Annotated in this window: 16 protein-coding genes; all 16 read left to right on the top strand. The window is 33.4% G+C overall.

The annotated features are described in order from the left end of the window. Positions 1–13 precede the first annotated feature (13 nt). A complete protein-coding gene (hisZ, locus tag ACSVC9_RS05775) occupies positions 14–1,189 on the top strand; it encodes an ATP phosphoribosyltransferase regulatory subunit (protein ID WP_446899397.1) in 1,176 nt (391 codons plus the stop codon). Between the two features lie 32 nt (positions 1,190–1,221). Next, complete coding sequence (gene hisG, locus ACSVC9_RS05780; protein WP_446899398.1) at positions 1,222–1,902, top strand: ATP phosphoribosyltransferase; 681 nt, start codon at positions 1,222–1,224, stop codon at positions 1,900–1,902. Then, positions 1,899–3,191: a histidinol dehydrogenase gene (gene hisD / locus ACSVC9_RS05785; protein ID WP_446899399.1), complete on the top strand. Its 1,293-nt coding sequence runs from the start codon at positions 1,899–1,901 to the stop codon at positions 3,189–3,191. The genes hisG and hisD overlap by 4 nt, the downstream gene beginning before the upstream one ends. 13 nt (positions 3,192–3,204) lie before the next feature. Next, entirely contained in the window at positions 3,205–3,804 is a 600-nt protein-coding gene (gene hisB, locus ACSVC9_RS05790) for an imidazoleglycerol-phosphate dehydratase HisB (protein ID WP_446899400.1), read from the top strand. Between the two features lie 36 nt (positions 3,805–3,840). Next, positions 3,841–4,446, top strand: coding sequence for an imidazole glycerol phosphate synthase subunit HisH (gene hisH, locus ACSVC9_RS05795; protein ID WP_446899401.1), 606 nt, complete (start codon positions 3,841–3,843; stop codon positions 4,444–4,446). Continuing rightward, complete coding sequence (gene hisA, locus ACSVC9_RS05800) at positions 4,443–5,156, top strand: 1-(5-phosphoribosyl)-5-[(5-phosphoribosylamino)methylideneamino]imidazole-4-carboxamide isomerase (RefSeq protein ID WP_446899402.1); 714 nt, start codon at positions 4,443–4,445, stop codon at positions 5,154–5,156. Before hisH ends, hisA begins: the two co-directional genes overlap by 4 nt. Positions 5,157–5,187: 31 nt before the next feature. Beyond that, positions 5,188–6,252, top strand: coding sequence for a histidinol-phosphate transaminase (gene hisC / locus ACSVC9_RS05805; protein ID WP_446899403.1), 1,065 nt, complete (start codon positions 5,188–5,190; stop codon positions 6,250–6,252). A gap of 5 nt (positions 6,253–6,257) precedes the next feature. Then, on the top strand, positions 6,258–7,019 hold the full coding sequence (gene hisF / locus ACSVC9_RS05810) for an imidazole glycerol phosphate synthase subunit HisF (RefSeq protein ID WP_291719949.1): 762 nt from the start codon (positions 6,258–6,260) through the stop codon (positions 7,017–7,019). Between the two features lie 13 nt (positions 7,020–7,032). After that, positions 7,033–7,380, top strand: coding sequence for a phosphoribosyl-AMP cyclohydrolase (gene hisI, locus ACSVC9_RS05815; RefSeq protein WP_446899404.1), 348 nt, complete (start codon positions 7,033–7,035; stop codon positions 7,378–7,380). 32 nt (positions 7,381–7,412) lie between these two features. Next, positions 7,413–7,745 carry a phosphoribosyl-ATP diphosphatase gene (gene hisE, locus ACSVC9_RS05820; RefSeq protein ID WP_446899405.1) on the top strand — a complete coding sequence of 111 codons (333 nt, stop codon included), beginning with the start codon at positions 7,413–7,415 and terminating at the stop codon, positions 7,743–7,745. Between the two features lie 164 nt (positions 7,746–7,909). Then, positions 7,910–8,524 carry a phosphatase PAP2 family protein gene (locus ACSVC9_RS05825; protein ID WP_446899406.1) on the top strand — a complete coding sequence of 205 codons (615 nt, stop codon included), beginning with the start codon at positions 7,910–7,912 and terminating at the stop codon, positions 8,522–8,524. Positions 8,525–8,620: 96 nt separating this feature from the next. Continuing rightward, positions 8,621–9,547 (top strand): AEC family transporter, encoded by a 927-nt coding sequence (locus ACSVC9_RS05830; RefSeq protein ID WP_446899407.1) that lies wholly within the window; start codon positions 8,621–8,623, stop codon positions 9,545–9,547. Between the two features lie 57 nt (positions 9,548–9,604). Further along, positions 9,605–10,366, top strand: coding sequence for a histidinol phosphate phosphatase (locus tag ACSVC9_RS05835; protein WP_446899408.1), 762 nt, complete (start codon positions 9,605–9,607; stop codon positions 10,364–10,366). A gap of 96 nt (positions 10,367–10,462) precedes the next feature. Further along, positions 10,463–10,909: an RrF2 family transcriptional regulator gene (locus ACSVC9_RS05840; protein ID WP_446899409.1), complete on the top strand. Its 447-nt coding sequence runs from the start codon at positions 10,463–10,465 to the stop codon at positions 10,907–10,909. Between the two features lie 121 nt (positions 10,910–11,030). After that, entirely contained in the window at positions 11,031–11,474 is a 444-nt protein-coding gene (locus ACSVC9_RS05845; protein ID WP_446899410.1) for a PRC-barrel domain-containing protein, read from the top strand. 17 nt (positions 11,475–11,491) lie between these two features. After that, complete coding sequence (locus ACSVC9_RS05850) at positions 11,492–12,517, top strand: AI-2E family transporter (RefSeq protein ID WP_446899411.1); 1,026 nt, start codon at positions 11,492–11,494, stop codon at positions 12,515–12,517. Positions 12,518–12,576 lie beyond the last annotated feature (59 nt).

The raw sequence follows: 12,576 nt of genomic DNA on the forward strand, positions 1-12,576 counted from the left end.
TAGGAGGACATAGATGGAAAACTGGAATAGATATATACCGGAAGGGGCTAAAGATCTTATTTTTGAGGAGTGCAGCAAAAAAGTTGAGATACAAAATATACTTAGGCAAACTTATATTGATGCTGGTTTCCTGGAAATTTCATCACCACTTTTAGAATTTTATGATGTTTTCAATTATGATAAAACAATATTTAAACAAGAAGACATGTACAAATTGTTTGATAAACAGGGAAGAATGATGGTGTTGAGGCCTGATATGACTACGCCGGCAGTTAGAATTTCAGCTACTAAATTGAAAAGAGCGCCACATCCTCTGAAACTTTGCTATATGGAAAATATATATAGGCAAAATGAGAACTTAAATGGCAAAGATATAGAAATTGCACAATCAGGTATAGAAATATTGGGAACAGAAAGTATGAAGGCAGATGTGGAGATTGTAACAACTGCCATAAGAGCTCTTTTGAAATGTGGGCTTGAAGATTTTAAAATAGAACTTGGGCAGATTGATTTTTTCAAGAGTATAATAAAAGAAGCTAGAATGGATTATGAAAAGGAGAATTTACTTAAATACTATATAGAAAATAAAAATTTTACAGCTCTTGAAAACTTTATAGATGAAAATGGATATTGTATGGATGAAAAATATAGATGTATATTTTCAGAGCTTCCAAAGTTATTTGGAGATATTGAAATTTTAGATAGAGCGAAATCGATGACGGATAATATTGAGGCGATTGAATCCATTGATAATTTAAGAAAGGTATATATGGCCGTTTGTGATGCAGGGTATGAAAAACATATATCAGTTGATTTGGGAATGATACAAAATATTGATTATTATACTGGAATAATTTTTAGAGGTTATGCACAAGGTGTAGGAGACAGCATATTAAGTGGAGGAAGGTATGATAATCTTGCAAGTCAATTTGGTGATGATGAGTGCGCTACAGGACTTGCTATAGATGTCAACAATATTATGAAAGTAATTGGTAGTGTGGATAAGTATAGAATGCATAAAAGAAAGATACTTATATATTATAATGATGGAAATTATAAAAATGCATATGCAATGGCTGAAAAACTTAGAAAGGAAGGAGCTGTTGTGGAATTAAGTATTTTTGATGATGAAAATGAGGCTCATAAATATTTTAATTTAAAAGGAATGGATGAATTTATAGTAATATAAATGTGAAGTAATAATATGGGGAAGTGAAATTTTTGAATAATAGAAGACTTTTAAAGATAGCATTGACAAAGGGAAGAATAGAAAAAAATGCAGTAGAGATGTTCAAATCAATAGGTGCTGATTGCAGTGGAATTGAAAATAAGGGAAGAAAACTAATTTTTCATGATGACAGGTACAATGTGGATTTTGTACTCGTAAAAGCACCGGATGTTCTTACTTATGTGGAGCATGGAGTTGTTGATATCGGTATAGTTGGAAAAGATACTATGATGGAATTTGACAAAAACTGTTATGAAATAATGGATCTAAAATTTGGAAGATGTAAATTTGCTCTGGCAGGACCTAAAGGTAAAAACTTTTATGAAGGATACAGCAGAAAAAAAATAGCAACAAAGTATCCTCATGTAGCAAGAAATTATTTTAAAAAACTAGGGTACGACATCGAAATAATAAAAATAGAGGGTTCTGTAGAACTTGCACCGATCCTTGGATTGTCTGATGCTATTGTGGATATAGTGGAGACAGGAACAACTTTAAGAGAAAATGGTCTTGAAGTCTATAATGATATATGTGATATAAGTACAAGGCTTATAGTAAATATGGCAAGCTTGAAGATGAAAAAGGATGAGATAGAAGATATAGTAGACAATTTGAAGAATGAAGTAGTAAGAAGAGAACAGACAGCAGTGGAATTTAAGGAGGCCATGAATTGATTAAAATAATTGAAGGAAATAAAAAAGGGAAAGACAACTATTTAAAACTTTTAAAAAACAGAAGAACTGAAGTGGATTCAGGCGTTGTTAAATCAGTTAGCAACATACTGAGTGAAGTAAGGAAGAAAGGTGATCTGGCCTTAATTAATTATACTAACAAATTTGATTCAAAAGAACTGAATTCAACTAATATTTTAGTAAAGAAAGATGAAATAGATGAAGCCTATGGAAAAGTGAACAAAAAATTTATTGAAGCTTTAAAGAAAGCAAAAAAGAATATTGAAAAATTCCATGAAAGGCAGAGACATAATTCCTTTGTAGTGGCAGATGAACCTGGAAAAATAATGGGCCAGAGATATATACCTCTAAAGAGGGTGGGTGTTTATGTACCGGGAGGAACAGCAGCCTATCCTTCATCTGTACTCATGAATATAATTCCTGCCAAGATTGCAGGGGTGGATGAAATAATAATGGTAACGCCGGTTAGAAAGAATCTTGACATAAATCCCAGTGTGCTTGTAGCAGCAGACATAGCGGGTGCGGATAAAATATACAAGATAGGAGGGGCTCAGGCTGTAGCAGCCCTTGCCTATGGTACGGAAACAATTCCAAAAGTGGATAAGATAGTTGGCCCGGGGAATATATACGTTGCAACTTCAAAAAAGCTTGTCTATGGAGAAGTGGACATAGACATGATAGCAGGACCCAGCGAAATACTCGTTATAGCAGATGAAACTGCAAATCCAGTATTTACGGCAGCAGATCTCATGTCACAGGCGGAGCATGACAAACTGGCATCGGCTGCACTTGTAACTACATCCTATGATTTTGCAAAACAGGTAGATGAGGAAATAGAAAGACAGATAGAACAACTTGGAAGAAAGGATATAATAGAGGAATCCATCAGAAATAACGGAATAATCATTGTAGTGGACAGTCTGGAGGAGGCACTGGACATGGGAAATGAAATAGCACCGGAGCACATGGAACTGTGTATAAAAGATCCATTTTCATATCTTCCATATGTGAGAAATGCAGGCTCTGTGTTCCTGGGGTCATATAGTCCAGAACCTCTTGGAGATTACTTTGGAGGCCCAAATCATGTGCTGCCTACAAGCGGAACGGCCAGATTTTTTTCACCTCTTTCCGTAGATGACTTTGTAAAGAAATCAAGTTATATATATTATTCAAAAGAGGAGCTTCAAAAGGCGGCGGACAGCATTATAACCATAGCGGAAGACGAAGGGCTTACAGCCCACAGAAACTCCATATATGTAAGGAAAAACTAGAGGGGTGAAATTTATGGAACTGAAAGATCACAGGAAATTCTCGATTTCACGAAATACTTTGGAGACAAATATAACTGCTGACATGGATATAGATGGAGAAGGAAATTACAATATTGATACAGGAATAGGGTTCTTCGATCATATGCTTACCATGATATCAAAGCATGGTATGGTCGACTTGAATGTAAAGGCGAAGGGGGACCTGAATGTGGATTTTCACCATACAATTGAAGATACAGGCATAGTCATTGGAAAGTGTATAAAAGGTGCACTTGGAGACAAGAAGCATATAAGACGCTATGGTACATTCTTTGTCCCAATGGATGAGAGCCTCGAGATGGCATCTATAGATTTGAGCGGCCGTCCCTATCTTGTATTTGAAGGTGAGCTGAAAAGCCAGAAGGTAGGCGAAATGGATACGGAACTTGTAGAGGAGTTTTTTAGGGCACTGGCATTTAATTCAGATATGACACTGCATGTAAAGTCATTTTACGGTAAGAATACCCATCATATCATAGAGGGGATGTTCAAGGCATTTGGGCATGCTTTTAAAGAGGCCTATACTATAGATGATGATATAAAGGGTGTATTGTCTACAAAGGGAACAATATAAGTGCAATAATTTATTAGATGAAAAGAGGGCTGTGGAATGATTTCTATTATAGATTATGGAATGGGAAATTTGAGAAGTGTGCAAAAAGCTCTGGAGTTCATAGGTGCTGAAGCTGAGATAACTGGTGACCGGGATAGAATATTAAAAAGCTTGGGGATAATTCTTCCTGGAGTAGGGGCTTTCCCGGATGCCATGGAAAATATAAAGAAATTGGGTATAGACGGCGTTTTGAAAAGAGCAGTGGAAGCTGGAATACCGCTTATGGGAATATGTCTTGGAATGCAGCTGCTGTTTGAAGAAAGTGAAGAAGTAAGACCGACAAAAGGACTTGGTTTTCTAAAAGGAAAGATCAAAAAATTCGAAGTGAATTTGAAAATACCGCATATGGGATGGAACAATCTTGTAATTGACAAGCCATGCAAGATACTGAGGAATGTCAAGGGAGGAAGTTATGTGTATTTTGTACATTCCTACTATGCTGCAATTGAGGAGGAGGGAATACTGAATGCCCACAGCGTTTATGGCATAGATACTCCTGCAGTAGTGAGCAAGGGAAATGTATATGGGCTTCAATTCCATCCTGAAAAGAGCGGAGAACCTGGCATGCAGATGTTAAAAAATTTTTGGGAGCTGATAAAATGATAATACTTCCAGCTATAGATTTAAGAGATGGCAAATGTGTAAGGTTGTATCAGGGAAAGTTTGAAAAATCAGAAGTCGTAGGAGAAGATCCATTGAAGGTGGCATCGGAATTTAGAAGAGCTAGGGCAGAATATATTCACATGGTGGATCTGGATGGGGCACTAAATGGAAAAATAAAAAATTTGGATGTCATATTGAATATAGTTAAAACTGTAGGAATTCCAGTAGAACTCGGCGGTGGAATAAGGAACATGGAAACTGTAGATATGCTTGTTGAAGGTGGAGTGTCAAGGGTAATACTTGGAACTGCAGCACTGAAAAACCCGGATTTTGTAAAGAAATCAGTGAAAAGACATGGAGACAAGATAGCTGTAGGTATAGATGCAAAGGATAAAAAAGTTGCTGTAAATGGATGGCTCGATGTAAGCAGTGTGGATTACATAGATTTCGCAAGGCAGATGGAGAACATAGGGGTCAAAACCATTATATTTACAGATATAAGCAAGGATGGAACGCTGCAGGGTCCGAATATTGAACAACTTTCCGAAATCAATGATAACGTGGGGTGCAATATAATAGCCTCAGGTGGAATTAAAAATATAGATGACCTGAAGCATATAAATGAAATGGGAATTTATGGTGCTATTACAGGCAAAGCTATATATTCGGGAAACATAGATTTAAAGGAAGCCATAGAATTATGCAGATAAAAAGATTATACAGGGGAGGTGTGAACCGATTATGAGTATATATTGGAGCAAACTTACAAAAAGTGTGGAACCCTATGTATGCGGGGAACAGCCTAAAGACAAAAAATATGTAAAATTGAATACCAATGAAAGTCCATATCCGCCATCGCCGAAAGTTATTGAAACAATAAAGAATACGGCAAATGGAGATTTGAGACTCTATCCGGATCCGGATTGTGATGTGCTTAGAGAGACTATTGCAGAATACTATGGACTGAATAAAAATCAAGTTTTTGTTGGAAATGGTTCTGATGAGGTACTGGCAATTTCATTTCTTACATTTTTCAATACCGATGAAACTATAATTTTTCCGGACATAAGTTACAGCTTCTATCCTGTGTACGCATCATTGTACAATATAAAATACAAACTTGCAGAACTGAATGAGGATTTTTCCATTCCGGTAAATAGATTTCTTTCTGAAAATGGAGGCATAGTAATTCCAAATCCAAATGCTCCTACGGGAAGATGTCTTGATGTGGATTCAATAAAGAAAATACTTGATTATAATTCAAGCAAAGTTGTAATAATCGATGAAGCCTATGTTGATTTTGGATGTGATTCAGTAGTTGGACTTATAAAGGCTTATAAGAATCTCCTTGTAGTTCAGACATTCTCCAAATCACGTTCACTTGCAGGAATCCGTGTGGGTTTTGCCATGGGACAGGAAGAGCTCATAGATGGATTGAACAGAATAAAGAATTCCTTCAATTCCTATACAGTGGACAGAATAGCCAATGCGGCAGCGGTGTCTGCCATAGAGGATGATGCATATTTTAAAAAATGTACAGTACGTATAATTAATACAAGAGAAAAGGTCACAGTTAAACTCAATAAACTTGGATTCAAGGTTATACCTTCAAAAGCCAATTTTATTTTTATAAACCACCCGTTTTATAGAGCTGATGTACTTTTTAAAGAATTGAGGAAGAAAGGTGTTCTTGTCAGATATTTTAATAAGAAAAAAATAGATAATTATCTTAGAGTCAGTATAGGTTCGGAAGAGGATATGAAATTTTTTATATCGGTACTTGAGCAAATAATGGATAGGAAGTGAAAAAATTGCTTACAAAAAGAATAATTCCATGCCTGGATGTAAATATGGGAAGGGTTGTAAAGGGAATAAATTTTGTGAATTTGAAGGATGTAGGCGATCCTGTTGAAATAGCAAAAGTATATAATTCTCATGGGGCAGACGAGATAGTATTCCTGGACATAACTGCAACTCATGAAAAACGCAGGACCATGATAGATGTAGTGAGAAGAACGGCAGAGCAGGTGTTTATACCACTTACTGTAGGTGGCGGAATAAGAAACCTTGATGACTTCAAAAATATTTTGAGGGCGGGGGCAGATAAAATATCGGTTAATTCAGCGGCTATCAGAGATCCTGATCTAATAACAAGGGCGGCAGATAGATTTGGAAGTCAATGTGTAGTAGTTGCCATTGATGCCAGAATGAGAAAGGACAAGAGCGGCTGGAATGTAGTAATAAATGGAGGGAGAATAGATACCGGGCTTGATGCACTCCAATGGGCCAGAAAGGTTGAAGAACTTGGAGCAGGTGAGATTCTGCTTACAAGCATGGATGCGGATGGTACGAAGGAAGGGTATGACATACCTGTAACAAATGCAGTTTCAGATTTGGTCAATATTCCTGTAATTGCTTCTGGAGGCTGTGGTTCATTGAGGGATTTTTATGACGTCTTTGAAGATACCGGTGCAGATGCAGCACTAGTTGCATCACTTTTCCACTATGGAGAACTTACCATAAAAGAAGTAAAACAATATCTTTATAAAAAAAATATACCGGTCAGGTTATAGGGAGGTACAGAATATGCCCAAACTAAATTATGACGGCAAGCTGCTTGAAAAGGTTGATTTTAGAGGCGGACTTATTCCGGCAGTAGTTCAGGATTTTGAAAATAACCAGGTACTCATGCTTGCCTACATGAATGCAGAATCACTTAAAAGGACTATAGAAACCGGTACTACCTGGTTCTGGAGCAGATCAAGGCAGGAATACTGGAACAAGGGAGCCACTTCAGGACATTTTCAACATGTGAAGAGTATAGCTGTGGACTGTGATTATGATACACTTTTAATAAAGGTGGATCAAATAGGAGCAGCCTGCCATACAGGAAGCAGGAGCTGCTTTTTCAATCAATTGACAAGAGATAATTGATAAATGTAAACTGAAGGAGGATACGTATACTCATGAAAATTAAAAGTGTTATTGAAGAACTTTACAAGGTGATAGAGGATAGAAAGAAAAATCCTGTAGAGGATTCCTATACAAATTATCTATTTGCAAAAGGGATAGACAAGATTTTGAAAAAGGTGGGTGAAGAATCCACTGAAGTTATAATTGCAAGTAAAAATGGAAAAAAAGATGAAGAAATTCCAGAAATATGTGATCTTATATATCATATGGTTGTACTTATGGTGAACCAGGGTATAACTCTGGATGAAATAGAGGAAGAGCTTGAGAAGAGAAGAAAGAAGATAAAAAATAAAAAGCCGGAGAGAAGAAGTATAGATAAGATCTAGAAAAAATTAAAAGTAGCTGTGCTCTATTCAATTTGGAGACGGCTATTTTAATAATATTTTCTTTTTTATAAGAAATTTATTGTGAAAATACCGCCATTTTAAGATTAAAATATATATTGGGAATGAATTGTAATTTAGAAATGTTTATATTGGAGAATTTGGATATGCAAAAGGTAATGAAAAATTTTAGAAAAAATATATTGTATCTGAGTCCGATGATAGCTATACCCATTGTAAATATAGTTTATTTATTACTTGATAATTCATCAAGAGGATATTATGTGTTGACTATGAATGTAGATAGGTATGTTCCTTTTGTAAAAGAATTTATTCTTGTTTATTGGATATGGTATCCTTTTATAATTATATCTCTGATGTTTTTTTGTTTTATAAACAAAAAAATTTATTATAAAGTACTGCTTACTATAATTTTAGGAATGATAATATGTTATATAGTCTATTTGTTTTTTCAAACTAATGTGCCACGACCTGCAGTGTATGGAAATGATTTTTTATCAGATCTTGTAAGAGATACTTATAAAATTGACAAACCATTCAATTGTTGTCCGAGTATACATGTTTTGACTACATACGCCGTAATGAGAGGATCATTGAAGCTACCACGTGAAAATGTGAGATCGACAATACTAATATGGATAGTTGGTATTTTGATAATATTATCAACTCAATTTATAAAGCAACATGTAATTTTGGATTTGGCTACAGCAATGATGCTGGGTGAAATAATATATAGGGTTATCGCAAAACAGGCTTATTAAAATTTATATTAGGTTTAATACTATATTTGAGATTTTATAGAATATTAAATATAATATAAAATGTGCTTTTAGTTTTGACTTTGGGGGGAGACACATTTGAATTATAATGTAATAAATGAAGTGATTATTTTGTCTCTTATTATGGGGTTCGGTGTATTTGCAAGAAAGAAAAATATTATAACAGAAAGAGGGAATAAAGATCTTTCAAATTTGCTTATAAATATAACGCTTCCAGCACTTCTTCTAACTTCTTTTGATTATAATTATTCTTTGGATATGTTTATGGAAGCAAAACGTATATTTATATATTCTTTTATAATAAATATTATTATGGTGTTTTTAAGTAGATTTATTACATTGAATTATGATATAAATTCAAGTAAAATTATTAGGTTTGCAACTATATTTTCAAATAGTGGGTTTATGGGTTATCCGGTTTTGGAAGGACTTTTTGGCAAGACAGGTATATTTTACGGAGCTGTTTTTAATATACCATTTAATATAATAATATTTAGTTTAGGAGTTATGATATACACCGGCAAAAAGGATATAAAGACTATGAAAGGAGTTATATTAAATCCGGCTGTAATTGCAACCGTAGTAGGATTTATCATGTTTCTGTATTCAATAAAAATACCTTCGGTTTTAAATACGGCTATAGGATCTATAGGATCTATGACTACACCGCTTTCCATGATTATAGTTGGTTCGATGCTAGCGGAAATGAGATTAAAAGATATTTTTAGTGGAAGCATTGTATACTATATCTGTTTTTTAAGATTGATTATGGCCCCAATTTTAAGTTTTGTAATATTGAAGCTTATAAATGCTGATAGTTTGATGCTTCAGATAACTGTGGTAATTGAGGCAATGCCTGTTGCTGTTCTATCTCCAATACTTGCCCAGAGATATGGTTCTGATGAAAAATTGGCATCAAAAAGTGTTTTTATAACTACTATAGTATCCATGATAACAATACCTATTATTGTAATACTTCTTCAATATTTAAATAATATGTTCTAATTTTTTAAAAATAAATTATTATAGTAAATAGATATTAATAGAATGAGGTGAACAATTATGTTTGACACCCACGTACATACAAAATTTTCTACTGATTCCAGTATGAAAATAGAAGATGCATTAAATTCGGCAAAAAACAATGAATTATGCCTTATACTCACTGAGCATATGGATATCGGATATCCTAAAAAAGGTGAATTCTCATTTAATGTAGAAGACTATTTTAAGGCATATTCTGATTTTAGAGATGATACTATGCTTTTAGGCGTAGAGATTGGAATGAAAGAGGACTGCGTAGAAGAGTCGAGACTTATAGCATTAGAGAATCCCTTTGACTATGTGATAGGATCAATTCATCTTTTAGATAATATAGATTTATATTACGATGATTTTTATAAAGGGAAAAGCAAAAATGAAGCTTATGGCAAATATCTTAAGGACATGTTCCTGAATTTGAAAAGGTTTGATTTTATAGATAGCCTTGCACACATAGATTACATATGCAGATATGCAGTCTATGCAGATAAAGAGTTGTATTATGAAGAATTTTCGGATATTTTGGATGAAATATTAAAGCTTATAATACAAAGAGGAAAATGTATAGAATTAAACACAAGAAGGTTAAGCAACAAATCATCTTTTAAAAGTTTATGTCAAATATACAGAAGGTACAGTGAACTTGGTGGAAAGTATATAACCATAGGATCGGATGCACATATGCCGGGAGATATAGGAAATAATTTCAAAGAAGCAGTACAGATATCGGAGGATTATAATTTGAAAATAGTATATTTTAAAGACAGAAAAATGGAATACTGATTTTAAGGGGTATTTTTATTATTGTTGACAGGTTTACTCGGATTTGATAATATTAAATAGGAGTATTATAAGTTGAGTGTCAAAGGAAGTGGTTAAGTGAAACTATCCACAAAAGGAAGATACGGAGTTAAGGCTATGGTTGATCTTGCTATTCACTATGGCGATGAGCCTGCATCTATAAAGAAGATTTCAAAAAGGCAAGGCATATCTGAATACTATTTAGAACAGCTGTTTTCTCCACTTAGGAAGGCAAATTTAATTAGAAGTGTGAGAGGAGCCCAGGGAGGGTATATGCTTAGTAGACACCCTGAGCATATAACGATAGGTGATATTATGGGAGTACTTGAAGGCCCTATAGAAATATCTGAGTGTATAGATGATATAAATGGTAATTCATGTGATAATATCGACTGTTGCGCAACAAGGCTCTTGTGGTCAAAAATTAGAGACAGCATAGATAGTGTTATGGAATCAACGACATTGCAAGATATTGTAAATGACTATAATAATATGAATAACAAGAAGGTACTTAAAAAAGTATAATATTTTATAATATAACTCTTAAAGGATTTTCCCCTAAGAGTTATATTTTTTATTTATTTGGAAAAACTATTTATAATTTATATTATGTATATTGAAATGCTGAACTGAAAAAGGTGATAATTTGTATAGGATAAGAGATTTTATTTTTACGGAAGTTGTAGGTATGGATGGTAAAAATTTAGGCTTTGTAGGAGATCTGCTTATAGATTTTAATTTAAAAGCGGTAAAAGGTTTTAATGTAATTTCAAATAGTATATTGAAAAAGGATACTAGTGTATATGTAGAAAATACGTTAAGTCTTGATCCTGTCATTATTGCATCAAAATTGAATGGAATGCAAGGTCTTAAATTCGGTGATATAAAAGCTGTAAATGTTGTGGACAAAAGGGGAAATATAATGGGGCGTCTGGAGGATATAATATTTTATGAGAAAAGTTTCAATATAAGGGCTTTTGTCATGTCAAGAGGATTTATATATGATATTCTACATGGGAGGAAGATATTGTCTGCTAAGAATTTGATACTTGGAGAGAAAAATATTTTACATATGGAAATCTATAAATAATAAAGAGGAAAATTGAAATGGAGATTAAAAGAGAGAAGATATTAAAGTATATTTCAATATTTTCTGCAGCAACGTTAATAATCGTATTTTTTATGAAAGTTTCTATATTTAGGGAATTTATGTATCTGTTTATCATATCTTTTTTAATAACATATGCTTTGAAGCCCTTTCACATGAAACTTGTTGATGAGGGAGTCAACAAGTCAATATCAGCTCTTATACTTATATGTATCATAGTATTAATAATAGTAGGAGGATTTTTAGCTGCTCTCCCATATTTTTTCAAGGGGAATCTAAATGTAAAAAATGCTTTAAACAGCATACAGGATTTGATAAATAATATATATACCAGCTTAAAACCTATTAAAAATAGTGGAATATTTCATACTTTTACAAATAATATATATTATAAACTGCAAGATGTAATAATAGGAATATCGGGGAAAATATATGATTTTATATTAAATCTAAGTAGCATACTAATATATGCAATTATAGTACCTATAATAGTATATTACTTTTTAGTAGATGGAAAACGTATAGAATATGGTATATTGAATTTTTTCCCTATAAAGAGTAGAAGTACAGTTTATAAAATAAGCTGTCACATAGATAAGATACTTGGCAGATATATAGTAAGCCAATTGATTTTAAGTTTATTTGTAGGAATAGCTACATTTGTAATACTTGTACTATTAAAAGTGAATTTTCCAATTATACTTTCTTTGATAAATGCTTTTTTTAATATAATACCATATTTCGGTCCCATATTTGGAACGCTTCCAGCCATTTTTATAGCTTTCATGAATTCTCCGAAAACTGCAATTGAGGTTACAATATGGCTATACGCACTTCAGCAAATAGAAGGAAACATATTGTGTCCTAAAATAACAGCAGATAGCATAAGCATGCATCCTCTTACGGTAATTTTATTGCTCCTTATAGGAGATAAGGCAGCAGGATTTATAGGAATGGTGGCTGCTGTACCTCTCGGCGTTATAGTCAAAATAATTTATGAAGATTTGAGATACTATATATTCTGAAGCATATATACAATATAAGATATGTATTGACATCAGAACATATTTTATTTATAATTCTA

The sequence above is a fragment of the Clostridium sp. LBM24168 genome (genome assembly GCF_052953915.1).